Raw genomic sequence first — 25,016 nt, forward strand, 5'->3', positions numbered from 1 at the left:
GTAGCCTAAACCTAAGTTGAAATGTATGCAGCAACACGTGCTGATCATCGAAAATGGTGAAGGCAACCTTGAACTTATAGCGAAATTAGTACGCCGGGCTGGTCTTACCCCCGTTGGCGCAACGTCGCTGACAGAAGGCAAAGCACGGTTTTCGCAAAATATGCCGGAAACCTTTCTGTGTGCTATTGTTGCATACTCGCTTCCCGATGCACCAAAAGGCGAAGCCATCGACTTTACGGTTGAGTCTTTCATTCCCACCATTGCTACAACAGAAAGTTTAGATAGCGCTATTCGCGATAAAGTCCTAGAACGTGACGTTGTCGATTACATTCCCAAAGAAAATTCGCAGAACTACGACTACCTCAATCGTCTTATTAGCCGATTAGAAAAAAACAAGTCTACTGGTGTCGTCGTGGTAAGCACTAATCGGGTGTTGCGCTCAAAAACCGTTTCATTACTTCAGCGCCATAATTTTATTGCGTTTGAATGCCTAACGGCTACAGACGCTATGCAATGCTTGTCTGAACACAAAAACGTACGTCTTGTTATCACTGACAACACGTTGCCTGATATGACAGGCACGCACTTTGTCGCCAGTTTAAGAAAAGCCTTTTCGAAAGAGCAGCTGGCAATTATGGGCGTTGCTGGAGGCAAAGGCATGTTAATGTCTGCGCACTTTATTAAAAGTGGTGCAAATGACTTCTTGCGAGTGCCCTACTGTCATGAAGAGTTCTTGTGTCGCGTGATGCAGAACGTGGAATATATTGAAAGCGTTGAAGAAATTCGTCGTGTGGCCAACACCGACTATTTAACAGGTTTGCCTAACAGGCGCCACTTCTTCTACATGGTTACTGTACAACACCAAAACCTGTCTGAGGATCACGCTCTCGCCCTTATTGACCTAGACTTTTTCAAATCGATAAACGATACCCATGGCCATGACGCAGGTGACATTGTGCTAAAAGCCATGGCGGCCCTTATTGAGTTTTATTTTCCGGACGAAATTATCTCTCGCTTTGGTGGCGAAGAGTTTTGTATATACATGCCGTCAACACCACTAAAAGAAGCCTGTGAGCGTCTAGACGACTTCAGAAAAGTGGTGGAAGCGGAAATTATTCAACTGCCTAAAAGCGACATTAAAGTGACCTGCAGTATTGGGGTAAGTGGCGCGCACACTCAGCGCGTAGATAAGCTACTAAGCCTTGCCGACAAGCAGCTTTACGCCGCCAAAAATAGTGGGCGTAACCAAGTGAAGTGCGAACCACCAGATGTTCCTCAGCAAGAGCAAGCTTCACTGCTTTAGCTTTTCACTCAATCAACCGCCGCTTAGCTGTCCGACGTTTAATTAAAGACTTGTGCGCAAAGCCCCTACTCCACCGCTAGCTTTCGCGCTTTACGCTGACTGCGATAATTAACCAGCGAGTCGGCACTAAACAAGATAAGCGCTAACCACACAAAGCCGAAGGTTACCAAGCGCGACTCTTCAAGCGGTTCGCCGTACAGGTAAACCGCCAGTATGAACATAAGCGTTGGGCCAATGTACTGAAAGAAGCCCAGCGTTGAATACATGATGCGCCTTGCTGCAGCGGTAAAACAAAGTAGTGGCGCAGTAGTTACAATGCCAGCCGCTAAAATAAGGGTATTTAGCGTGGCGTCGTTATTAAATAAGTTACTGTACTCAGAGCCAAAGAAGACCCAGTAAATAATAGCGAATGGCGAGAGCATTAAGGTTTCAATGAATAGGCCGGGTAGCGAGTCTACTGCCACTTGCTTGCGCAATAAGCCATACACGCTAAAACTTCCCGCAAGCACCAAAGCAATCCACGGCACGTGGCCGTAAGAGAAAATAAGAATAGCCACGCCAATAACGGCAAGCCCAACGGCTACACGCTGTAAGTTACGCAACCTTTCACCTAAGAAAAGTCGACCTAGAAATACGTTGATAAGAGGGTTGATGTAATAGCCAAGGCTTGCATCAAGAATATGGTCGTTATTAATTGCCCAAATAAACAAGAGCCAATTCGCCCCGAGTAACAACCCTGCAACGAATAAAATCTGCATAACGCGCTTATTGCGAAGGGCGGCGCCCACTTTGGGCCACTGCTTTAGCGCGGCTATAAGCCCAACCAAAAGCACCACAGACCAAATTACCCTGTGCATCAGGATTTCAGCAGCCGGCAATACCATCAACTGTTTGAAATAAACAGGTGCAACACCCCACATACTATATGCGGCAATTGCACAAATAACGCCGACTTGAGCGGCACTGGCTTGCTTAGACAAGACTGACTCCAACGAAATTCGGGGGAAGAAGGCGCGTATTGTTTATCAGGTTAGGTGAATACACAACCCTTAACGCTTTCCAATGCGGCAAAGGACGTGTAACAAGCGGCATAATTAATGAAACGTAATTAACAAAAAATGAAAAAGCCCCACTAAATGTGCTCATTCAATGGGGCCTAAGATCCGTTCGTCATGAAAAAACAGGACAAGGTTTTTCGCGGGAATGGTGCTACAGCAGAAACAGTGTGCCCAAACCTAAGAATGCTACAAAGCCTACAATGTCGGTTACGGTAGTCAAAATGACCGACCCCGACAGTGCAGGGTCTATTTTCAGCTTGTCCAATATTACAGGCACAAATACGCCTGCAAGTGCGGCAGCTACAATGTTGAACAGTATGGCCAAACAGATAACCAACCCTAACATGGCATCGGTAAACCAGAAATAAGCAACAACGCCAATTACTAAGGCCCAAATCACGCCATTAACGCCGCCTACTTTAAGCTCTTTCACCATCAGCGCCCGTAAGTTGGCAGGCGTGACCTGCCCCAACGCCAAGCCGCGTACAATCAGGGTTAGCGTTTGACTACCTGCAATGCCTCCCATACTTGCCACTACCGGCATCAGTACCGCAAGGGCAACCACTTGTTGAAGGGTGCCTTCGAACAATCCAATAAACCACGAAGCTAAAAATGCGGTAAGCAAGTTAATGCCAAGCCAAAGGGCACGATTTTTCGCACTTTTCGCCACAGGCGAGAATAAATCTTCGTCCTCATCCATACCGGCCGAAGCCATCACTTGGCGTTCGTAAAACTCGTTGACCAACTCACTTGCAGAGGTTACATCTAATCGGCCGAGAAGCTTGTTGTTTTCGTCAACTACCGGCAGCGACGCAAGCCCAGAACGTTGAACAAGTAGCGACGCATTCATAGTGTCGTCAGCCCCTTGAATGGTCGTCACACTTTCTTCCGACAAGTCGAATAGCGACACGTGATCTTGCGCATTGAAGAGGTGGCTAATTTTAACCAGCGCGGAAAATTGACCTGAGCGGTTCACCAAAAAAATGCTGTCACAATGCTGAGGTATGTCACGTCTTAATAAGCGTAGTCCTTCGCGCACTTTCGCGTTCGAAGGCAACACTAACTGCTCGTGGTTAACCCAGTGCCCTATTTGGTTATCGGGGAATTGTGTCGCTTCTCTGAAGTACTTACGCTCTTTAGAATCAAGTGATTCATAGGCCATATCGACAAGGCGTTTTGGCAATGAATCGAGTAGTTCCAGTAAATCTTCTGCGTCAATATCAGCAAAAATAGACGCCCATTCGTCGTGCGGCGTATTGTCGATAAGAATTTCACGAGGGTCGCTACGCATCTCAACCAATACGTCGAGCTTACGGTCGCGAGGAATGCCTTCCCATACCGCCAAACGTTTTTCTACGGGCAACGATTCTAACAGTGATGCGATGTATACCTCGTCCTGCCCCGCAAGGGTGGCTAACAAGGTCGCCGGATCGTCACCCATACTATCGGTAACAATCTCTTCAATTAAGTCTGGTAATGGCTCTGCCATGCTACACCTCCCGTTAATACCGCTCACTTCCTTTACACAGCTTGAAAACAGGCGTGATGGGGTGGTGCAAACCAATTGGCGTGGCTGCTACCCCAGCATGTATGTACCTGTTCCAAAGGCTATATGGTCGCCTTTTTCGTTGTGCAATTCCATTCTGCAAACCACTAATTTACTGCCCTTGCGTATAATCATCGCTGTTGCAATAAAACGCTCACCTCTTCCCGGCCTTAAGTAGTCAACGCGCATATCGACCGTGCCCATGGTGGGCAATCTAACTTGAAGGTCCGCAAGGTGTTCACGTGCGGTTTGTTTGATGGTTTCTACAATTGAAACTAAACCACCGATGGTGTCTAGCATAGTCGCTGTTACACCGCCGTGTAGGATTTTTTGCATTGGATTGCCGGTTAGCGCTGGTTGCCAATCAAGGTGCAGGGAGATCTGTGTATCCAGCCCCTTTCCTTCGGTAACAAATTCCAAGCCCAGCAACTGGTTAAACGGCATAGTATCACGAAAAAGCGCAATTACATGTTTAATCATTAGTTCATGGTTTAGTGTTTCGCTGCCCTTAGCTTCGTCTTTATTAGTCGTTTTGTTATCCACTCGCTTTCCTTGATGAATTGATATTTGTAATGTGCTTATAAGCAACATTACTACCGAACGTAAGTTTGACGGAAATTCATCCAACCAATGATGTTGAATCAAAATAAATTATAAGAGCTGCTGCCCCTCTGATCAGGACTATCGCTGAATTTTAGTCTAGTTTTTTAAATTGCCCCGTGAAGACGTCGCCAAAAACGCGTAAAATCCAGCGCCATGACAACTGCAATAGCTCCATCAGAATTAGCGCCAGAAACGCAACGTGTAAAAACACCAGAAACCGTCTTAAAAGATGTATTTGGTTACGATGCTTTTCGCGACGGTCAAGGCGAAGTCATTCACCAAGTATGTGAAGGTAAAGACGCACTTGTTTTGCTTCCAACAGGTGGTGGCAAGTCGCTGTGCTATCAAATTCCTGCGTTAGTGCGCCAAGGCACCGCTATTGTTGTGTCACCGCTTATATCGCTTATGCAGGACCAAGTAGAACAGCTTAAAGCGCTGGGCGTAAAAGCTGCCTATCTCAATTCAACGCTAGAAGCAGACGAACAAGCACGCATAAATGACGCACTGCAAGCTGGCAAACTCGACTTGCTCTACGTGTCGCCTGAGCGTTTAATGCAGTACTATTTTCAGCAGTCGCTTGCGCACGCCGACATTGCCTTATTTGCCATTGATGAAGCGCACTGCGTTTCCCATTGGGGGCACGATTTCAGGCAGGATTATCGCGCTCTGGGGCAAATAAAATCCCGCTTCCCCTCTATTCCTGTTATTGGACTCACAGCGACTGCAGATTCGGCCACCCAAGCAGACATACTGACGCAGCTAAACCTTAACGACCCGCTGGTTTATAAAGGCAGCTTCGACAGACCCAATATTCGCTACCGCGTAATGAGCAAGTACAAAGCCTTTGATCAAGTTGTTGCTTACGTAAAACAGCAAGAAGGTAGCGGCATTATTTACTGTAACAGTCGCGCTAAAGTCGACGACCTGCACGCTAAATTATTCAGACAAGGCTTTCGCTGTGCGGCCTATCACGCGGGTATGGATAACGACGAGCGAGAGCTGGTACAGCGCCAGTTTCTTAACGACAAAATTGATATTGTGGTGGCCACCGTTGCCTTTGGCATGGGTATCAACAAATCGAACGTGCGTTATGTGGTTCACCACGATGTTCCGCGCAGTGTTGAAAGCTATTATCAGGAAACCGGCCGAGCGGGGCGAGACGGCTTGGAGTCAGAAGCTTTATTGTTGTTTGATGAAAAAGACGCAGCCCGCGTAAAACAGTGGATAGAGCAAGGGGAAATAGCCGAGCGCAACCAAATAGAGTTACAAAAATTTGCGGCTATGGAAGCTTTTTCAGAAGCGCAAACCTGTCGTAGACAAGTACTCCTGAATTACTTTTCGCAGTTCAGCGACAGCGCCTGTGGCAACTGCGACATTTGCCTAGACCCACCTAAGATGATCGACGGTTTGGTGATTGCACAAAAAGTACTGTCGTGTGTACTTCGGCTCTCACAGCAAGCCTCTAGCCAGTATGTCATTGATGTTTTGCGAGGCAAGCAGCTTAGGCGCCTTCAGGAAGCAGGCCACCACCAGCTTTCCACATACGGCATAGGTAAAGATAAGTCGGATAGCTACTGGCACAACATTATCAACCAGCTTGTTCATAAAGGCCTTATACGCGTTGATATTACCGCTCATGCCGCATTGCGCTTAACCGAGGCCGCTCGGCCTGTGCTAAAAGGTGAAGTAGCGGTTCAGCTTGCCGTTCCGCGACTTGAATTTAAGCCCGACAAGAAAAAAGCAAAACAAGCGCCTGCTAACTATGACCGAACGTTGTTCACCCGTCTTAAGCACTTACGCAAAGTGTTGGCCGAAGAAAATGAAGTGCCGCCGTATGTGGTATTTAGTGACGCCACCTTAGTGGATATGGCGTGTAAACTCCCCACTACGCGCAACACCTTACTTGATGTAAGCGGCGTAGGCCAAACCAAACTCGAGCGCTATGGTGAGGCTTTTATCCAGCTTATTGATGATTACATAAATCGAGAGCACTGAGGGCTTGCAGGCCAACTAGACTCTGTTTTCCAGCTGGCCGCAGGGTTTGCACAAAGTAAAAGTGCACGCAGTAGAGATAAACACACTAGGCGTAAGCGTATTCTCCCCCTTTCTCAAGTGCAGCTTTGTAGGCTTCTCTGGCATGAACTCGTTTTACGTAACCCTGAATAGCAGTAAAATCTTTCGCACGCCCGCTGGCTACCAACGACTCTAACGGAAATATCATTTGAACATCAGCGCCGCTGGGTGCGTCACCCGCAAACCAAGTATTTTTCGATAAGTAAGATTCCACATAGCGTAAGCTCTGCGCTAAATTAGGGCCATAATAGGCATTTAAAATACCGTCTATCAGTTTGTTAGTAATTGGCTTAATAAAGAAAGGCTTCGAACCTTTTTGACGCGCTTTCTCCAGCACTAAGTTTGCCACTAGAGGCGGCATTAGCGAACCTTCAGCGAAATGCAGCCAAAACCAATACTGTTGAAGTGCCTCTGGGTCTTGAGGTACAGAAAATGCGTCTGTAGCGTGGTGGCGAACAAGGTATTCCACAATAGCACCAGACTCGGCAATAGCACCGTGCGGCGTAGTAAGCACCGGAGAGCGTCCCAGCGGATGAACAGCGCGCAATGAATCCGGCGCTAGGTTTGTTTTACTGTCTCGTTGATAGAATTCTATTTTGTACTCTACGCCTAGCTCCTCAAGAAGCCACAAAATTCGCTGCGAGCGAGAGTTATTTAAATGGTGAAGTGTTAGCATACCCCGTCCTTAATACGCTTAGATTAACGCTATTGTTTTTGTGTTGTACTATATACACTTTATAAAGCAAGCAGGTTTACAATAACCAGCGAATTGATAAGTTCTATGCAAAATCTCACCAAAGAAGACATTCAACAGCACGCCGTGGTTAACGAACAAAGCGTAGAAATCCGCGTTGCATTACCTTTAACGCCTCTTAAAACTCAGCAGTGGGCAGAGCAGTTTTGTGAACTTTTTCACTTTTCACTATCCGACGCAGATTGGGGAGCTGATCGCTTTCAGGCGCTTGTTACCACTCAATCCAGCAATACAAATTTTCAATGCATACTATGCATTGAGTGGCTTTGCGAGGCGATATGGCTGGAACCGGTAGGCACTCAACAATCACCGAATGCGATCTACCAGTATCTTCAAAACACGTAAGTATTACCGTGCCTTTTTCTTTCTGTTTGGCTTTTAGGACAGACTAGTATTATTCTATAGAAAACACATAATTAGCGCTTCAAGGATCATGCTAGTGCCAATCTCCCAGCTAACAAAGTACGTTGCAGCTTTGCTCATTAGTTGGGTGGTTCTAAGCATAAACGCCTTTGCCAGCCCGCGGCTTGTTATCGATGAGTCTTTCGAAAGGGAAATCATCAACCATTATGCTCGGGTATCAATTGCACCTAATAGCGCAACCTATTTTGATGTATTGACGGGAAGCTCCACAAAAACACCAACAGCAACGGCTTCTTCAACAGAACGTGTGTGGTATTCAACAGAGCTTGTCCACTCTGGCTATAGTGCCATTCCCTTAGTGCTTAATATCGACCGACTAAACGTTGATGATTTGCAGATTTATCTTTTAGACAGCAGCCAGCGAATTATAAAATCGTACCGTTATCAAGCCGGTAAAGGTGACTATTCGTTAAGACAACCGCTTCCAAATATCAGGCTTGCTTTCACCCTTCAACCATACCAAGACGCTCGGTTACTAATCGCAGTGAAAGACGAGGGGCTAAAGTACTTTCCAATGTCACTATGGGAGCGAGACCTGCTTACTCAACATGACACTAATATGCTGACTTTGCTTGGTGCTGTGTCGGGTGTGATGGCACTCATTGCTTCCTATTTTCTTTTTTCCTACTTATATCAGCGTATTCCTACCCGCTTCTGGCTCACCTTGTCGTCATTGGTGCTTATTGCGTTATTGTTCATTACAGAGGGTGGTCTCGCGTTTTGGCCTAGCCTGACTAACGCCAGCGAGCATTTTTACGCCGTATGCTTCGGCGTATTACTACTGTGTATTGGAAAAGTGACTCATCACCTGTTCTCTCGTGTGCCTTTTGTTTTAAGGCTGCTAAATTATGCTCTACCTATTGCTGCTACCATTTACTGTTTTACCGTAAATGCTTATATGGTCACAATCACGCTGCTTATACTCACAGCGGCGATGGGTTTGTATCACGTTACCCTTGCTCTTATCTTTAAAGACAAAGGCAGTAGTGTTGTCAGCACCACTTATATTCTGGCCTGGCTATCTTTCTTTGCGTTTTACGCCTTGGTGACCCAAAACCTTTTCAGCGACCTTATTTATACTGTCGATGTCGCGATGGGAATGCTGTTTTTCTTAACCTTGGGTTTCCTGTGTTTTGGATTTGCGGTCATCACAAAAGAGCAGGTACTCAATCAACATAAGCTCTCCTCTCAAGCTGAAACAATTTCTAGCTTAAATCACTTTTATGACTTGTTCCGAAACTCCGCTGAAGGACACTACACATCAACCTGGGACGGTAAGCTAATTTCAGTTAACCCTGCGATGTGCAAGGTGTTTGGGTATGAGAATGAGGAAGAAATGCTTAGCGAGGGGGCAAGCACAAAAGCCTTTTACGCATCACCAGAAGACAGACATGTATTGTTAGGTGAGATATCACAGCAAGGCCACGTCACCAGAAAAGAGATACGGGGAAAACGTCGGGACGGCACTGAGTTCTGGTTTTCATTGTCTTGCCAGATCCGCGAGAACGATGAAGGAACTTACCTGTACGGCTCAATTATTGATATCACGGAAAAAAAGCAATCCGATTTAAGCCTTCAGTATTTGGCCACTCACGACTCACTAACCGGCGTATACAACAGACGGCAATTTGAATCAGTCTTCAAGGAAAAAGTACATAACCACAGCGCGTTACCTGTGTGCCTACTCTTTTTAGATTTAGACCGATTTAAAGTCGTTAACGACACCTGCGGTCACAAAGCGGGAGATGTACTCATAAAAGACGTCGCCCGCCTGATTGAAAATACGCTGCTACCCAACGCGCAGCTAGCAAGACTCGGGGGTGATGAGTTTGGCGTTATCTATTCAGATTTAGATGCTGATGCGGTTTATCTCAATGCAGTGAAAATTCTCAATGCAGTACAGGCCTATCGGTTCATGTGGGATAACCGAATATTCAACCTAGGCGTAAGTATTGGCATGGTTGTGTGCGACGATAGTAACGTTAGCTCAGGGCAGTATTTAAGTATGGCTGACGCCGCCTGTTATTTTGCCAAAGAGCAAGGCAGAAATCAGGTGCATAGATATAATAAAGATGATGAGAGCATGCAGCGCTATCAGCGTGAGCTGGACTGGGTCTCTTCTATAAACAACGCCTTGGAAGAAGGGCGCTTTGAACTTTATTACCAGTCATTAAGACCTTTGAGCAAAGCCAGCGATGGGCACTATTATGAAGTGCTACTGCGCCTAAGGGAAAAAGACGGAAAAATTGTTGAGCCCGCTAATTTTTTACCCACGGCAGAGCGCTTTGAAATGAATGTAAATGTCGACAAATGGGTAGTCACAAATACGTTCAAATGGCTGTCTGAAAACCCTGAACATCTCGCTGAGTTAAGGCGATGCAGTATAAACCTTAACTGCCATTCATTAGCAGACAGAGATTTTACGCTATTCATTTTAAACGCTTTCGAAACCTTTAATATTCCTTACAACAAGATCTGTTTCGAGGTGATCGAGTCGGTAGCGATAATAAAAATGGAGGACACCCTTGCCTTTATGCGCACTTTTAATCGCCTTGGGTGTTCGTTTGCCCTAGACGACTTCGGTAGCGGCTTCTCTTCGTACAGTTACCTTAAGAGCTTGCCGGTTAATCAGGTAAAGATTGACGGTATGTTTATCAAGGATATGCTGAACGACAGTGTAGATACGGCTATGGTTGCGTCAATCAATGATGTAGCGAAAGCCATGGGTATGCAAACCGTTGGGGAATTCGTTGAAAATGAAGGCACCATGGCACAACTTGGCAAAATGGGCGTTGATTTTGCCCAAGGCTATAGCGTTGCAAAGCCTGCCCCGCTGCGAGAGTTTACGCCACTTTAATAACTGCACTTAATATACGTCTTACGAAAAAAGTGATAGCACTAGCGTCAACTCGCGTATAATAAAATGGTAGACTTGCAAAAAAAGAAGTCATCCCCACTTATTGCCTACTGTCCAAAGTGTAGAAGTAACATGAGTAGCAAACAGCCTAAATACGAATATGTCAGTACCGCAAAATTACCCACTCGCATGGGTGATTTTAAAATACACGGCTTTGTTGAAGCCAGCGGCCAAGAACACGTTGCCCTTTCTTATGGAGAGTGGAAAGAAGACGACGTAGTGCCAATTCGTATCCATTCAGAATGCTTAACAGGCGATTCTTTATTTAGCACTCGTTGTGACTGTGGCTTTCAATTAGAAAAAGCCATGCAAAATATCGTCGATAATGGTCACGGTGTGCTTTTATACCTTCGCCAAGAAGGTCGCGGTATTGGTCTTTTAAATAAAATTCGCGCCTACAACCTTCAAGATAGCGGTATGGACACGGTAGAAGCTAACGAACATCTTGGATTTGACGCCGATTTAAGAAGTTACGATATCTGCAAGCTGATGCTAGATACGCTGAATGTGAAGCATGTTGAGCTTATGACAAACAATCCGAAAAAGTTGGCAGCACTAAAAGCGCTTGGTATAGACGTGGTTGCACGTAAGCCTATTGACCACGGTATCACCAAAGACAACAAGCATTACTTAAAGACGAAAACAGAAAAGCTTGGGCACGCTTTCGACCCCCACGTTTTCAAATAGACAAGTTATTTAAAAACGCCCACACCAATGTGGGCGTTTTCTATTCAGCTTGGGTTAATCATAGACTGGTTATAACGTATACAGACTTACCATTTAGCGCGCGAAAAGCCGTTGCTCATGCGCTAAGGAGAATGTATGAAAAACATAACCTTATCTGTGATTGTCGCACTGTCTAGTGTTTCAGCGCTACCTGTCATCGCCCAGTCGAACGCCAACCTTGCACATGTTTCTGCGTCAACGCAGCAATATTCTGACGCTGAATTAGACAGTGTACTTGCGCCCATTGCGCTTTATCCTGATACCCTGCTTACTCACATACTGATTGCGGCTACCTACCCGCTTGATGTAGTTGCAGCCGACCGCTGGCGCCAAAGCAACAAGCATTTAACCCCGGAACAGGTCGAAAATGTGCTGGCGAGTGTTAACTGGGATCCCAGCGTAAAAGCACTTGCTCCGTTCACCGACTTACTCAGCACCATGGCGAATGATCTTCAGTGGTTACAGCAACTTGGTGATAACGTATTAATTGATCAAAGCCGTGTGCTAGACCGCGTGCAGGTGCTTCGACAACACGCCCTCAACACTGGCAATCTGGTGACCAATGACTACATTGAAGTTGAACGGGAACGTGAGCCTACTCGCGAAATAATTTACATTGAGCCCCGTCAGCGGGAAGTGGTGTATGTGCCTTATTACGACCCTCATGTTGTGTACGGTCACTGGTGGCACACAACTTCACCAGTTCGCTGGCGTCATCACGTAAGCTATCATCATCATAGCAATGTCTATTGGTCTCCAAGCATCCATCTTTCTACGTTCTTTTTCTTTGGTAGCGTGCACTGGCATAACCGTCATGTGGTTATTCACCGCGAGCCTGTACGCCGGTATTATCACGGTAGCCCAAGAAAACGCGTGATAAGCCGAGACTATCGTCGCTGGGAACACAACACGGTGCATCGTCGTGCGCGTTACTCTACTCGAGTAGTTCACAATGCGCCTTCGCGATATGAACATGCGGGTGTGTCGCGGGCAAAGCACTTGTCGAATAAACACGCTAGCACGGTAAACACATCGAAACGCCAAAATGACAGAAATACCGTAAGACCCATCGCGCGTACCGAAAATACCAAGACTGTAAGACGCACTATTGAGCCAAAACAGGTAACGCCACTTAGAGAAAGTCGTTTTCAGAACAAACAAGACTCGGTAAGCCGCAAACAATCCATTGAGCACGCGCTAAAACGCAATCAAGCGGCGAGCAGAAGCGAGAAGCCGACTAGAGACCGGACGCTAAGCCAGTTAAAGCGGGACAAACCCGCTCGGATATCAACGCCGTCAGAGTCGAAGCAATATGCTAATAGAGAAAACACGCTAAAACGCCCAGCTAAACAAAACATAAATCGAGAGCGAATTGAAAGAACGAGTCCGCAAAACAAGCCGGTGGCTCGAGAGAGCAGTAAGCCAAGACGAATTGAGCGTGCGAGGACTTCTTCAGTAAGCCGTGCTCAAGTTAAGAATTCTGAATCAAGCAGAAACAGGACGATAAAGCAGGGACGAACTGAGAAGACGATGCGTTAGCACTAAATTAGAGCGTTAGTTTTATATCAGTAAGCCAGCAAACCTATAGTTTGCTGGCTTCACTTTTCATTTATTCAACGCTTAGGCCCTATTCAAATGAAAGCTTATCAATGCGTCGACAAAGCGCAGGGGAGACTGTTCATCTAAATTGAAGTAAAGAGAGGGCTCAATAAGTTCAAGTTCCATTATCGCCCAGCCACTGCCCTGCCTGACTAAATCAACCCGTGCATAAAGTGCTTCGCAAGGCATTGCTGACAATGCTTTCTGGGCAATATCAAGTTGTTCTTCATCTACGGCAACGGGATGTAAGCTCCCCCCGTGTTCTTCTTGTACGCGAAAATCGCCTTTCTGCGGCACCTTTTTAATGGCATGGCTGTACTTCCCGCCAAAATAGAAAAGCGAGTACTCCCCTTCTTCAACCACGCTATTTAAGAAAGGTTGAATCATGAAATCACGTTGATTAAACGTATCAGAAAGCGCCTGTTGCTGTTCATGCCAATTTGAGACCGAGAGCTTAAACGTATCATCAGCATTAGCGCTAAGCGTAGGTTTAACCACCACAGTGTCGCAATTGAAATGGGAAAAGGCCTCATCAATAACACTGTTATTAAATGCATTACTCCACCGTGTACTTACAATAGGCACGCCCTTGTCCTGTAGGTCTATTAAGTAGTGCTTTTCAATATTCCACTGCATAAGAGGCAATGGATTGAGCAAGGTTGCGCTCGACGCATCAATTTGAGTCAAACAAGCCAGAAAGGCCTCTGGATGCTGCTGATAATCCCATGTACTGCGCACAATCACGTAGTCAAACCTATCCCAGTTCTCTGACTGACTATGCCAAGATATGGTTTCTACAGACCAACCGTTATCATTGAAAAACGGGATCAAAAGCTCGTCGTACACAAAAAAGTCTTCAAGGTGGTCAGTAGAAAGAAAGGCGATGGCAGGCATGATTGTGTCCTTTAGCTTGTTTAGGCATTCGAAGATTAAACTTTTTTAATAACAGTAACTTCTATACAAAAGTTAAATGGCGTAAAAACCGTGACTTACGTAAACTGTGGCGAAGTTAGCACACCCCTTATTTTTAACCTACACTTAATCCCAAATACTTGTCGGAGATTGGCATGCAGTATCCTTGGCTCCTAGAAGGTCACAAGATTTTTCGCGTTGTAATTGTTATCCAACTGCTAATTGCGATTGGCATCGGTTTTTATACTGGCGAGATTCTTCCTGCATTTGTTCTTGGTATTCCAATTGCTGCCGTACCACTTGTCCTTAGTTTGCAAAATCCCTATTCAGCGATAAGTCGCCATGCGATGGCTATCGGTGTTCAACTGCTAGCAGCCCTCCACATCCACCAGTCATTCGGGTTAATTGAAGTCCACTTTGAAATCTTTGTTCTTCTGGCATTTCTTTCCTACTTTAGAGACTGGAAAGTGGTGGCAACCGGCACCGCAGTCGTTGCTGTACATCATATTTCGTTCTTCTTTTTACAAGCGGGCGGCGCGCCGTTATTTATTTTTGAAGAAGGTCACGTAACCTTTCCTATCTTGCTGATGCACGCCGTATTTGCGCTTTCGGAGGGCGGTGTTTTGATGTACATGGCTAAACAAAGCCATCAAGAAGGTGCCGGTGCGGCTGAACTGCGCTTAGCTATTGAGACCATGCAAAAGGGTGACGGTAGACTCGATTTATCTATTGAACTTAATCGAGGCCACAAGATTGTTAGACCTTTCGCAGAGCTCATCGACCAAGTAAAAGCATTAATTGAGCTTGCTTCAAATTTAACAGACGAAGTTGTTAGAGGCTGTGACAAGATGGAGCTGGCGGCAAACAACATGTTTGAAATCAGCAGAAACACTGACCAAGAGATTGCCATGGTATCGGCATCGTCAGAAGAAATCGCACAAACGATGCAGCTGTCTACCGAACAAACAACCCTTGCCAGCGACAAAGCCTCTGCGGCACAAAGTTCTTCGCAGACTACGCGCGACTCTATTTCCAACACAAGCCGCACCATAGATTCGCTGCGCAACACATTAAATGCGGCAGCGCAGACAAACTCGGCGCTTAACGAGCAGTGCGCGCATATTTCTGACGCAATGCGCTCCATCACCGCCGTTGCCGAGCAAACTAACTTGCTTGCGTTGAACGCAGCAATCGAGTCAGCCCGCGCAGGGGAACACGGCAGAGGTTTTGCCGTTGTTGCCGATGAAGTACGTACTTTGGCTATTCGCTCAAAAGAAAGTGCAGACCAAATCACAAGTATTACTGAGCAGCTAGTTGCCCAAACCGCCAGTTCAGTCGAACAAATGCAAACCTGCATTCAGCTGGTTGATGAAGCCGTTGTATCGAGCGATAACGCCACTTCAGCCATGACCCAGATCATGCAGCAAATTCGCGAAGCGAGCGAAAGCATGACCGAAATAGCGACATCAGCGGTGGAGCAAGAAACCGCATCGTCTTCTATAGCGCAAAGTACGGCGCGATTAAGCGAATTCACTTCTGAGGAACTGGCTACCGCTGAATCGCTAGCAGGCGAAGTTGAGGTGTTGTCACAAATCTCTCAACGCATGCGCAGTGCTATCGAGCGATTTAAGCTTTAACCAAAGCGCTAGAAGCACGCTGTTGGCATTTGGGTTATGCATAAAAAAACAAGCTGGATACTTTTGTTGTTATGGGCGGTGAGTTTACTCACCGCCTTGTTGGTTTACGGTCAGCGCCAGCTTTCTTCCTTCGACCCAAATGGTGATTTACTTCACCGCACAACAGCGCCTAATTTTGACGCTTCACTTGTCGAACTACTAAACGAACAAAACATTGCCCCTGGTTCTGTTATTCATGTGGGAACGCAGTCTCATTGCTACTGTGAAACGTTAACTACACCTCACCAAACTCAGCTATTAACAAAGCTAGGAAATGACTTTCATCAAGTCAGAGTGAATATAGAAGACGTACCAGAACTCGCCGCTATGCTTGATGCAGTGCCCGCGCTTATAGTTTTAGACATGCAAAATCAGCTTCGCTATTTAGGTCCATACGCAACGGGCTACGGATGCTTTACCGGAAAGAACCTTGTCGAACAGGTTGTAAGCTATACTACACAACTCCCCTACAACGGTGCGGTAATTAACACTGATGCAACTGGATGCTTCTGTTAAACCCTTGGCATGGATTATGTAACTTATCTTTGTATATCGTGATATCACTATAAACATGGCAGAAGGCGCGCATATTTTGCGCACTAGGTGCCGTTTCGTGAAAGGTTTACAAGGAGTCCACAATGTCAAAGCGCGCCGTTCTTTATCGCATGGTTACCCCTGATCACATTTGTCCCTTCGGACTTAAGTCGAAAGATTTGCTAGAAAGAAAGGGCTACGATGTTGAAGACCATCACTTGTCCAACCGAAGTGAAACTGACGCTTTTAAAGAGAAGCATAATGTGAAAACCACGCCGCAAACGTTTATCGATGATAAGCGAATTGGTGGCTATGATGACTTACGAGATTATTTCAATTTGAAGCAAGAAAGTGAGTTCGGTTCGCGCTACACACCTATCATTGTGATTTTTTCTTTAGCCGCCCTTGTGGTATTTGCGCTCATGCTAAAAGGTGGACTCCCGACAGGTATTGAACCTTTCATAATGAATTTCATTGGCGTCACCATGGTGATCCTCGCATTACAAAAACTACAGGACATTGTAGCGTTCTCAAATCAATTCATTACTTATGACTTACTGGCAATGAAGCACGTAAGGTACGCGTATGTGTACCCTTTCGCAGAAGCGTTTGCTGGGCTTGGTATGCTAGCGGGGCTTCCCGCACTATTAGTTTCACCTGTTTCTATTTTTATCGGCGCAATAGGTGCAGTTTCAGTTATTAAAGCGGTATATATCGATAAACGTGAACTTAAGTGCGCCTGTGTGGGCGGTAATTCAGACCTTCCTCTTGGGTTTATCTCGCTTACCGAAAACCTTGCCATGTTAGGTGCTGGCCTTTACATGCTTACACGATGGATAGCCTAAGTTAAATGAAGGCTGATGCACCGGTGTTGAGCTGGTATCTATTACCGTGTTTACCCGTTGAATTAACAACACGATAATTCACTTGCTATGAGACCCTATTGAGTTTCTTCAATAGGGCGGCTCATACCTTTAAGGTGCGACACCACACTGCGGCCTAGTGCACTTAAATCGTAGCCACCTTCTAACATGCTGACTATGCGACCATGGCAACACTCGTCAGCCACTGCGCGAAGTTGTTGGCTTATCCAGAAATAATCGTCTTCCACCAGTCGCAAATGCGCCATAGGATCTTCTGCGTGGGCATCAAAACCCGCTGAGATAAAAATCAGCTCAGGTTGAAAGTTGCGCAATGCGTTAAACCAGTGCTGCACTTTTTCTCTAAATACTTCACCTGTAGAGCCTGCTTCTAGCGGCACAGAAAGAATATTACTTGCCGACACCGGTGAACCACTGTGTGGATAAAAAGGATGCTGGAAACTGCTGCAAAGCATGATGCGTTGATCGCCAGCAACAATTTGCTCGGTACCGTTTCCGTGGTGAACATCAAAATCGATTATGGCAACGCGCTTTAGTTCATAGTTTTGAAGGGCATAGCGCGCAGCTATAACAATGTTATTAAAAATACAGAAGCCCATGGCGCTGTCGTATGTAGCGTGGTGACCTGGCGGCCTTGTCGCGCAGAACGCCTGCCTGTCACTGCCTTCCATAACCCAATCCACCGCATTACATCCCGCACCAGCCGACTCAAGTGCTGCATTTAAGCTGTGTCGCATCAAGCCGGTATCTTCGTCTAACCATGCCACGTTATCCTTGCGTTCGGAATAGAGCGTTTTTTCGTGGTCGCTAAATATGGACTGAGCCGCATGCTCAAACACACTTTTCACATAGTAAGGGTCGTGGGCTAGCTTAAGATAAGCTTCAGCAATAGGCGTAGCATCAGCGTGCTCACACACCATATCGAGTCCAGAAGACAGTAATTGGTCGTCTATGGCGAACAGGCGATCCGGTGACTCGGGATGATCTTTCCCTAAGTCGTGTTTAGTGCCGTGTTTGCCGCGAAAAATTTTAATTGTCATGCGAGTGATGCCACATCTAGTACTAACTCTATGTCACTGGGGTCGCCAGTGAACTTCCGTTTAAATTGCGCTTGCTCGAAAATGGCAATCATCGGGCTGTTGTCGCCACGCACGTAGGCCATCATCTTTGCAATGCCTCGTTTTTTCGCAACGTTGATCAATTCGTTTAGCAGCCTGCTTGCCATCCCCTTCCCTTGCTGGGTTTCACGGGTAACAAACGCTGCTTCACAGGTATTGTCATTTGGATTGAAGTAAAAACGCCCTACTGCGTGAATGGTAATACGGGAGCCTTCTTGCCTTACAATACATAACGCCGCATCTGAGCTTTGATCCACCGACACCAAATTACACGACTTTTCGCGCGACATTTGCTTCGGGTCGTAGTTGTAACGCAGCCTTAGTGTTTCTTTCGTATGGGAGTAAAAGAATTCCTGCAAACGCCTTTCATCGGCGGGGTTCAGCGGGCGCATGTAATAGGTTTCCCCCTGAATATTCAGTTTTTTAAGCTGAATAGCACCCAGTTCAGGAATATCAGTTGGGTACTTTTCCTGATAATGAGGTACCCAATAATGCTGTCTTACTTCTTCTAAGAGCGCTGCACGGAATTTGGGGTGTGCCACACGAATAAGTTCCAATGCACGCTCTCGAATGCTTTTGCCTTTAAGCGATGCTATGCCGTATTCGGTCACCACGTACTGAACATTGCCCCGCGAAGTAACAACACCCGCCCCTTCACTTATACGGGGTGTGATACGGGAAATGGTTTCATTTTTGGCAGTAGAAGGCAGCGCTATAATCGCTTTCCCACCTTTACTGATAGACGCGCCCGTTACGAAATCAACTTGCCCGCCTATGCCACTGTAAAAGTCGTAGCCCAATGAATCGGCGACGACCTGACCGGTTAAATCCACTTCAAGCGCACTGTTAATGGCAACCATATTATCGTTCTTGGCAATATTGGTGGGTTTGTTTACGTAGCTACTTGGATAAAATTCAATGTGAGGGTTGCTGTCGATTAAATCGTAAAGCTGGCGAGTACCAATAGCAAAGCTAGTAACAATTTTACCGGGGTGGAAAGTCTTCTTCTTGTTGGTGATAGCGCCCGACTCCAACAGTTCAATAATACTGTCGGTGAGCATTTCGCTGTGAATGCCTAAGTCTTTATGGTTACACAGATATTTAAGGGTAGCACTCGGTATTTTCCCAATACCAAATTGCAGCGTTGCGCCATCATCCACCAGCATTGAAACATACTGACCAATTCGCTCTGCCACCGAATCGATAGGCGGCGGCGTTACTTCAACAAGTGGCTCTTCGGCTTCAATGCAGGCCGTTATTTCGCTGATATGAATATAAGAGTGCCCGGCGGTTCTTGGCACCTGAGGATTAATTTGAGCAATGACCTTTTTGCTTTGTCTGATTGCTGACATAGCAATATCCACTGCAGGACCCAGTGAGCAATAGCCGAATTCATCGGGTGGGCTTACGTTAACCAGCGCAGCATCCAGTGCCAGCGTACCGTCGCTGAATAAGCTTGATATTTCAGACAGGAAAACGGGGGTATAGTCAGCACGGCCCTCATCGACCGCCTTACGCATGGCTTCGCCACCAATGAAGAATGTATTCGCTTTAAAGAGGTTTTTATACTCTTCTTTCACCCATCGGGTGTCGCCTAAAGCCAGCATATGAACCAGCTCGATGTCGCTAAACCCTTCGCTGTTATCAATGAGATGCTGCACTAGTGCATGCGGCACCGAGGCATTTCCGCCAACAAAGACACGGCAACCAGACTTTATCAGCGACGACCATTGTGGCGCTTGAGGTAAACTAAATGTCATTTCCATCTGCCCTGTTTTAAGCAATAACTCATCATGCCATAAAAACAGGCGCTTTCCCGCATTTGCGTAAGCGTGAACTATAAGCGATTGGTCGTAGGCTTACCGATTCATCATTAGTATCGAAATTTTTCCAACCAATTTCTGAAAAACGGAGAAATAACAGATTTGCTGTTCGCGAGGCGATGGCCGTCATTAAGTAATAAGAGCTGAGCTTTTTGATGGCGCGCGTACTTTAAGCTATTTTCGATAGGCACGATATCGTCATTCCAGCCGTGCACTAGGCTCACGTAGCCGTCGTAGGGGAACCGTTGAATTTCGTAGTTTGGCAAATACAGTGCAGGAGCCATAAGGAATACGCCTCGTGCCGAGATTTGGCTTGCTGCGGCAAGTGATACATAGCCGCCCATGCTTGAGCCAACCAGAACAACATCATTGCACTTTTCAGCAATAAACTCTTTAAGTCGCGCTAGGCGAGCTTCCGGGCAGTCGAGATCTTGATAATCAATACTCTCGACGCCAAAACCCATATCGCTCGCTACATTTGAAAGCGTTGTTATTTTACTGCCCCATGGACCGCTTTCTTTGCCGTGAGAAAAAACAACGGTGGTCATTACCGATATCCCTATTCAAAAATGAAAAGTTTTTCCCACTCTAGCGCACTTGCTTGTTACTTGTCTTCCCTGTGAAAGAGTTTTTCTACCAGCACATAGAACATGGGCACGAAGAAAATCGCCAAGAAGGTAGCGGCGAACATACCACCCATAACCGCAATACCTATTGCATTTTGGCTGGCTGCGCCTGCTCCGCTAGCTAGTGCTAACGGCGTTACTCCCAAAATAAACGCCATTGACGTCATTAGAATTGGGCGGAAACGCTGAGAGGCTGCATTTGAAACCGCAGTCATTAAATCTTCGCCGTTTTCGTACTGCTCTTTTGCAAATTCGACAATAAGAATAGCGTTTTTCGCCGCCAAACCTACGGTAGTCAAAAACGCTACTTGCAGGTACACATCGTTCGGCAAGTTGAAAATAAACGCAGCGGTTACAGAGCCGAGAATCCCCAAAGGTACCACTAACATAACGGCGAATGGCACAGACCAGCTTTCGTACAGGGCTGCTAAGCACAAGAAAACAATCAAGATTGATAGTGCGTAAAGCATAGGCGCTTGCGAGCCTGCTTCCTGCTCTTCATAAGATAGGCCTGACCATTCAATTGCGAAGCCTGGCGGTAACTGCTCAACCAATTTCTGCATTTCAGCCATTGCTTCACCCGAAGAGATACCTTCAGCAGCACTACCTTGAATATTGACAGACGACACGCCGTTAAAACGCTCTAACTTAGGTGAGCCATAAACCCATTCAGTGGTCGAGAACGTGTTAAACGCCACCATCTCGCCGTCGCTGTTGCGAACAAACCACTTATCCAAGTCTTCAGGGGTCATGCGATGAGGCAAATCTGCCTGCATGTAAACACGCTTAATTCGACCTTTATCAATGAAGTCATTTACGTAGCTGGACCCCCACGCTATTTGAAGCGCGTTATTGATCTCACTTAAATTCAATCCAAGTGCCGACGCTTTCTCGCTATCAATATTGATTTTAAATTGAGGTACATCGCTTAAACCATTGGGGCGAACACCCGCCAGCTTTGGATTCTGCGCTGCCATGCCCAACAGCTGATTACGCGCATTCATCAGCGCTTCGTGACCATTTCCACCACGGTCGACAAGCTGCATATCAAAGCCCGTTGCATTACCTAGTTCCATGATAGGCGGAGGCACTATAGGAAAGGCTGAGGCATCTTGAATTTGGCTAAACGCGCCAAAAGCTCGGTTCATCACTGCAAACGCAGAATTATTTTCGTCTCTTACGCTCCAGTCGTTGAAGTTTAAGAAAGCCATACCCGCGTTTTGCGCCTGACCCGCAAAGCTAAAGCCCACAACCGCGAACATGCCGTTAACCGCGTCTTGTTCTTGCTCAAGAATATAGTCTTCCACTTGCTTGATAGACTCGAGCGTACGGCCAGCTGTTGCACCAGGCGGTGTGCTTACCAACACCATCATACGCCCTTGGTCTTCATCTGGAAGAAACGCGCCAGGAAGCTGGCTGAAAATAAATGCCATACCACCTACCAGCAAACCATAAACAACGAAATAGCGCTTAAAGCGTTGCGCCATATGAGTTGTAGTCTTTTGATAGCGATCGCGGCCTTTGTTAAACGTGCGGTTAAACCAGCCAAAGAAGCCTTTGTTCTTGTCATGGTTTTCCGGATGCTTTTTCAATAACGTGGCGCACAAAGACGGTGAAAGGACAATGGCGACCAATACCGAAAATGCCATAGCCGACACGATAGTAACCGAGAACTGACGATAAATAGCGCCTGCTGAGCCGCTGAAGAACGCCATTGGGATAAATACCGTTGAAAGCACGGCCGCAATACCAACAAGTGCACCTGTGATTTGAGTCATCGACTTTTTAGTGGCTTCGGCAGGTGAGAGACCTTCCTCTTCCATAATACGTTCAACGTTTTCCACCACCACGATGGCATCATCTACGAGCAGGCCGATAGCAAGTACCATAGCAAACATGGTTAGCACGTTAATACTAAAGCCAAATGCCAGTAGCACAGCAAAGGTGCCGAGCAATACCACAGGTACCGCAATGGTAGGAATCAACGTTGCACGCCAATTTTGAAGGAACAGTAGCATCACCAAGAATACCAGTACTACCGCTTCAATAAGCGTATGTACTACCGACTCGATAGAAAGCTCGATAAAAGGAGAACTATCAACCGGGTAAACCACTTTAACTGTATCTGGCAAATTCGAGCGCAGTTCTTCAACTCGGGCTTTTACTGCCTTAATGGTATCTAGTGCGTTTGCGCCAGAGGCAAGGCTTATCGCCATACCTGATGCAGGCTTGCGATCGTATCGAACAATAACGTCGTAGCTTTGCGCACCCAGTTCAACACGCGCAACGTCACGCACGCGAACCTGAGAACCATCGGTATTTACGCGAAGTACGATGTTTTCGAAATCTTCAACGGTTTGAAGGCGACTTTGCGCTTGAATAGTCGCGTTAATTTGCTGATTTTCTATTGCAGGCATGCCACCTAATTGACCAGCAGACACATCTGTATTTTGTACCTGAACGGCGCCTTGAACGTCAGTAGGTGTAAGATTGTAGCTGTACAGTTTATCTGGGTCTAACCATATACGCATTGAACGCTGCGCACCGAATACCCGTACATTTCCCACACCATTAACACGGGAAATCGGGTCGCGAAATTGAGAAACTAACAGGTCGCTCAGGTCATATTGCGTCATTGAGTCGTCTTCAGAATAGAAGCCAACTGCCAATGCAAATGCGCTATTTGCTTTAGTTACGGTTACCCCTTGTTGCTGTACTTGAGTAGGCAACAGCGGCAGTGCACCCTGTACCTTATTCTGAGTTTGTACTTGCGCAATATCAGGGTCAGCACCAGGCTCAAAAGTGAGCGTTATAGACATGCTGCTGTTCGAACTGCTTGCCGAGAAATAACGTAGGTTATCAATTCCCGTCAGACTTTGTTCTATTACCTGAGTAACCGAGTTCTCTACGGTTTCTGCAGATGCTCCAGGATACGTTGCTGAGATAGTCACCGAGGGCGGTGCCACCTTGGGATATTGTTCAATGGGGAGTGAGGTAATTGCCAACACACCCGCCATCATTGTGATAATTGCCAGCACCCATGCAAACACGGGCCTGTCTATAAAGAAACGAGCCATATTACTTAAATCCCTTGTTTGCTATCGTGAGCCACGTGATGATGGTTGCCACTCTGACGGATTAACTTTCGCGCCAGGCTTCACCTTCTGATATCCAGTTACAATTACCTTTTCGCCTTCGCTCACACCGCTTAGGGCAACATATTGGTCTCGATAGATTTTGCCTATTTCCAAAGTACGGCCTTCAACTTCGTTGTTTTGGTTAACAACATAAACTGAAAGCGAACCGTCTGGTTGGCGTGTCGTTGCGCGTTGAGGAACAAGCAGCGCATTTTCGCGTCCAGTAATGACGTGGCCTTTCACAAACAAGCCAGGCAGCAATACACCATCTGGATTTGGCATTTCAGCACGAAGGGTTACCGACCCAGTGGTCTCATCAACCGTTACCTCAGAAAATTTAACGCTGCCTGTTTGGTCGTAACGCTTGCCTGTTACTTCATCTACCGTTAATTCAACATCCATCGAACCTTGGTTTCTCATTGACTGGCGAAGCGTAATAATTGACGCACCTGACTCCTGCATATCAATGAAAACTGGGTCAAGCTGTGTAATGGTTGCAAGTTGCTGAGATTGGTTCGTAGTAACAAGGGTACCTTCAGTAACAAAAGAGCGGCTAATACGTCCGCTGATTGGGGCGTACACTTTGGTGTAACCCATATTAACCTTCGCTACGTCAACAGCAGCCTCAGCTACGCTAATTGCCGCTTGCGCTTGATCTTTCTGAGCAATTACGTCGTCATATTCTTGTTTGCTTACCGCGTTTTGCGCAACAAGGTCGTCATAGCGTCGCGCCTTTGCCTCCAACGTTTTAAGGTTCGCTTGAACACTTTTCAAATCGGCTTTTGCGCTATTTAACTGTGCTAGATAACGGGCTTCGTCAATTTGATAAAGCTGCTGTCCTTTTTCTACATGTGCGCCTTCTTCAAACAAGCGCTCCGTAATAACACCATCTACCTGAGGACGCACCTGAGATTGACGAGACGGGCTTACTCGGCCCGGTAACACCATTTCATGTACTACAGGTTCTTGTTTCAGTGTAACTACCGATACTGAGGGTGCAGGCATACCTTGCTGAGCACCTTGCTGTGCTTGCTCGCCTTCATTCGAACACCCAATAACGCCGACAAGGGTTATTAATGCTGCAGTAACATAAAAAATGCGACTCATAAATTTTCTATTTCCCAATAACTTTTTGTACAGAACACGGCCTTTGCTCTGCATATCCAATTTTAAAATTAAAGCTTATTGCTTCCGGTGCACCGAATTATCTAGCGCATTTCAAAGCCTGAAACTGCGATAATTGGTTTTGAAGTGGCATAGTTAAGCGATCATTGATACGGATCTACGCTCTTATAGGTCATATTGTG

Annotated in this window: 19 protein-coding genes; 9 read left to right on the top strand and 10 right to left on the bottom strand. The window is 46.4% G+C overall.

Translation table 11 applies throughout. The features are described from left to right. Nucleotides 1–25: 25 nt before the first annotated feature. Nucleotides 26–1,303: a diguanylate cyclase gene (locus tag MHN00_RS18450; RefSeq protein ID WP_014977963.1), complete on the top strand. Its 1,278-nt coding sequence runs from the start codon at nucleotides 26–28 to the stop codon at nucleotides 1,301–1,303. Between the two features lie 65 nt (nucleotides 1,304–1,368). Here MHN00_RS18450 and rarD read toward each other — a convergent pair whose 3' ends face one another. From rarD to MHN00_RS18465, 3 genes are all read right to left on the bottom strand, one after another. Then, the gene (gene rarD, locus MHN00_RS18455; RefSeq protein WP_081333945.1) at nucleotides 1,369–2,283 is read right to left on the bottom strand and encodes an EamA family transporter RarD; all 915 of its coding nucleotides are present in this window, start codon (nucleotides 2,281–2,283) and stop codon (nucleotides 1,369–1,371) included. A gap of 229 nt (nucleotides 2,284–2,512) precedes the next feature. Next, nucleotides 2,513–3,850, bottom strand: a complete 1,338-nt coding sequence (locus tag MHN00_RS18460; RefSeq protein WP_014975345.1) for a magnesium transporter — start codon at nucleotides 3,848–3,850, stop codon at nucleotides 2,513–2,515. Between the two features lie 87 nt (nucleotides 3,851–3,937). Beyond that, nucleotides 3,938–4,450 carry a thioesterase family protein gene (locus MHN00_RS18465; protein ID WP_081333944.1) on the bottom strand — a complete coding sequence of 171 codons (513 nt, stop codon included), beginning with the start codon at nucleotides 4,448–4,450 and terminating at the stop codon, nucleotides 3,938–3,940. A gap of 213 nt (nucleotides 4,451–4,663) precedes the next feature. On the opposite strand from MHN00_RS18465, the gene recQ reads away from it, so the two are divergent. Beyond that, complete coding sequence (gene recQ / locus MHN00_RS18470; protein WP_014975343.1) at nucleotides 4,664–6,505, top strand: DNA helicase RecQ; 1,842 nt, start codon at nucleotides 4,664–4,666, stop codon at nucleotides 6,503–6,505. A gap of 85 nt (nucleotides 6,506–6,590) precedes the next feature. On the opposite strand, the gene MHN00_RS18475 is transcribed toward recQ, so the two are convergent. Next, nucleotides 6,591–7,259, bottom strand: a complete 669-nt coding sequence (locus MHN00_RS18475) for a glutathione S-transferase (RefSeq protein ID WP_014975342.1) — start codon at nucleotides 7,257–7,259, stop codon at nucleotides 6,591–6,593. A gap of 105 nt (nucleotides 7,260–7,364) precedes the next feature. Between MHN00_RS18475 and MHN00_RS18480 the strand changes: the two genes are divergently transcribed. The 4 genes from MHN00_RS18480 to MHN00_RS18495 all read left to right on the top strand — a co-directional run bounded on the left by MHN00_RS18480 (nucleotide 7,365) and on the right by MHN00_RS18495 (nucleotide 12,942). Next, nucleotides 7,365–7,682, top strand: coding sequence for a hypothetical protein (locus MHN00_RS18480; RefSeq protein ID WP_069943523.1), 318 nt, complete (start codon nucleotides 7,365–7,367; stop codon nucleotides 7,680–7,682). 88 nt (nucleotides 7,683–7,770) lie between these two features. After that, entirely contained in the window at nucleotides 7,771–10,617 is a 2,847-nt protein-coding gene (locus tag MHN00_RS18485; protein WP_239302022.1) for an EAL domain-containing protein, read from the top strand. Nucleotides 10,618–10,749: 132 nt separating this feature from the next. After that, on the top strand, nucleotides 10,750–11,364 hold the full coding sequence (ribA, locus tag MHN00_RS18490; RefSeq protein WP_014947836.1) for a GTP cyclohydrolase II: 615 nt from the start codon (nucleotides 10,750–10,752) through the stop codon (nucleotides 11,362–11,364). Nucleotides 11,365–11,499: 135 nt separating this feature from the next. Further along, nucleotides 11,500–12,942: a DUF3300 domain-containing protein gene (locus MHN00_RS18495; RefSeq protein ID WP_239302023.1), complete on the top strand. Its 1,443-nt coding sequence runs from the start codon at nucleotides 11,500–11,502 to the stop codon at nucleotides 12,940–12,942. Between the two features lie 81 nt (nucleotides 12,943–13,023). Here the strand turns inward: MHN00_RS18495 and MHN00_RS18500 are convergent, their stop codons facing one another. Further along, on the bottom strand, nucleotides 13,024–13,896 hold the full coding sequence (locus MHN00_RS18500; RefSeq protein WP_239302024.1) for a hypothetical protein: 873 nt from the start codon (nucleotides 13,894–13,896) through the stop codon (nucleotides 13,024–13,026). A gap of 173 nt (nucleotides 13,897–14,069) precedes the next feature. Between MHN00_RS18500 and MHN00_RS18505 the strand changes: the two genes are divergently transcribed. From MHN00_RS18505 to MHN00_RS18515, 3 genes are all read left to right on the top strand, one after another. Then, on the top strand, nucleotides 14,070–15,551 hold the full coding sequence (locus tag MHN00_RS18505; protein ID WP_239302025.1) for a methyl-accepting chemotaxis protein: 1,482 nt from the start codon (nucleotides 14,070–14,072) through the stop codon (nucleotides 15,549–15,551). A gap of 36 nt (nucleotides 15,552–15,587) precedes the next feature. Next, nucleotides 15,588–16,106 (top strand): DUF6436 domain-containing protein, encoded by a 519-nt coding sequence (locus MHN00_RS18510; RefSeq protein WP_171336953.1) that lies wholly within the window; start codon nucleotides 15,588–15,590, stop codon nucleotides 16,104–16,106. A 122-nt stretch (nucleotides 16,107–16,228) separates the two neighbouring features. Continuing rightward, on the top strand, nucleotides 16,229–16,969 hold the full coding sequence (locus MHN00_RS18515; protein WP_069943519.1) for a glutaredoxin: 741 nt from the start codon (nucleotides 16,229–16,231) through the stop codon (nucleotides 16,967–16,969). 95 nt (nucleotides 16,970–17,064) lie between these two features. Here the strand turns inward: MHN00_RS18515 and MHN00_RS18520 are convergent, their stop codons facing one another. From MHN00_RS18520 to MHN00_RS18540, 5 genes are all read right to left on the bottom strand, one after another. After that, nucleotides 17,065–18,045, bottom strand: coding sequence for a histone deacetylase family protein (locus tag MHN00_RS18520; protein WP_014947830.1), 981 nt, complete (start codon nucleotides 18,043–18,045; stop codon nucleotides 17,065–17,067). Further along, nucleotides 18,042–19,883 (bottom strand): bifunctional acetyl-CoA hydrolase/transferase family protein/GNAT family N-acetyltransferase, encoded by a 1,842-nt coding sequence (locus MHN00_RS18525; RefSeq protein ID WP_014947829.1) that lies wholly within the window; start codon nucleotides 19,881–19,883, stop codon nucleotides 18,042–18,044. The genes MHN00_RS18520 and MHN00_RS18525 overlap by 4 nt, the downstream gene beginning before the upstream one ends. Nucleotides 19,884–19,996: 113 nt before the next feature. Beyond that, nucleotides 19,997–20,494, bottom strand: coding sequence for an alpha/beta hydrolase (locus MHN00_RS18530; RefSeq protein ID WP_014947828.1), 498 nt, complete (start codon nucleotides 20,492–20,494; stop codon nucleotides 19,997–19,999). Between the two features lie 56 nt (nucleotides 20,495–20,550). After that, nucleotides 20,551–23,649: an efflux RND transporter permease subunit gene (locus tag MHN00_RS18535; protein WP_014947827.1), complete on the bottom strand. Its 3,099-nt coding sequence runs from the start codon at nucleotides 23,647–23,649 to the stop codon at nucleotides 20,551–20,553. A 21-nt stretch (nucleotides 23,650–23,670) separates the two neighbouring features. Then, a complete protein-coding gene (locus tag MHN00_RS18540) occupies nucleotides 23,671–24,816 on the bottom strand; it encodes an efflux RND transporter periplasmic adaptor subunit (RefSeq protein WP_014947826.1) in 1,146 nt (381 codons plus the stop codon). Nucleotides 24,817–25,016: the final 200 nt, after the last annotated feature.

Origin of the sequence: Alteromonas sp. Cnat2-8 (genome assembly GCF_022348355.1) — a bacterium.
Lineage (GTDB): Bacteria > Pseudomonadota > Gammaproteobacteria > Enterobacterales > Alteromonadaceae > Alteromonas > Alteromonas macleodii.

Coding starts and splice junctions, on each gene's coding strand:
- MHN00_RS18450 (WP_014977963.1), top strand. CDS start 26: ATGCAGCAACACGTGCTGATCATCGAAAATGGTGAAGGCAACCTTGAA.
- MHN00_RS18460 (WP_014975345.1), bottom strand. CDS start 3,850: ATGGCAGAGCCATTACCAGACTTAATTGAAGAGATTGTTACCGATAGT.
- recQ (WP_014975343.1), top strand. CDS start 4,664: ATGACAACTGCAATAGCTCCATCAGAATTAGCGCCAGAAACGCAACGT.
- MHN00_RS18475 (WP_014975342.1), bottom strand. CDS start 7,259: ATGCTAACACTTCACCATTTAAATAACTCTCGCTCGCAGCGAATTTTG.
- MHN00_RS18480 (WP_069943523.1), top strand. CDS start 7,365: ATGCAAAATCTCACCAAAGAAGACATTCAACAGCACGCCGTGGTTAAC.
- MHN00_RS18485 (WP_239302022.1), top strand. CDS start 7,771: ATGCTAGTGCCAATCTCCCAGCTAACAAAGTACGTTGCAGCTTTGCTC.
- ribA (WP_014947836.1), top strand. CDS start 10,750: ATGAGTAGCAAACAGCCTAAATACGAATATGTCAGTACCGCAAAATTA.
- MHN00_RS18495 (WP_239302023.1), top strand. CDS start 11,500: ATGAAAAACATAACCTTATCTGTGATTGTCGCACTGTCTAGTGTTTCA.
- MHN00_RS18500 (WP_239302024.1), bottom strand. CDS start 13,896: ATGCCTGCCATCGCCTTTCTTTCTACTGACCACCTTGAAGACTTTTTT.
- MHN00_RS18505 (WP_239302025.1), top strand. CDS start 14,070: ATGCAGTATCCTTGGCTCCTAGAAGGTCACAAGATTTTTCGCGTTGTA.
- MHN00_RS18510 (WP_171336953.1), top strand. CDS start 15,588: ATGCATAAAAAAACAAGCTGGATACTTTTGTTGTTATGGGCGGTGAGT.
- MHN00_RS18515 (WP_069943519.1), top strand. CDS start 16,229: ATGTCAAAGCGCGCCGTTCTTTATCGCATGGTTACCCCTGATCACATT.
- MHN00_RS18520 (WP_014947830.1), bottom strand. CDS start 18,045: ATGACAATTAAAATTTTTCGCGGCAAACACGGCACTAAACACGACTTA.
- MHN00_RS18525 (WP_014947829.1), bottom strand. CDS start 19,883: ATGACATTTAGTTTACCTCAAGCGCCACAATGGTCGTCGCTGATAAAG.
- MHN00_RS18530 (WP_014947828.1), bottom strand. CDS start 20,494: ATGACCACCGTTGTTTTTTCTCACGGCAAAGAAAGCGGTCCATGGGGC.
- MHN00_RS18535 (WP_014947827.1), bottom strand. CDS start 23,649: ATGGCTCGTTTCTTTATAGACAGGCCCGTGTTTGCATGGGTGCTGGCA.
- MHN00_RS18540 (WP_014947826.1), bottom strand. CDS start 24,816: ATGAGTCGCATTTTTTATGTTACTGCAGCATTAATAACCCTTGTCGGC.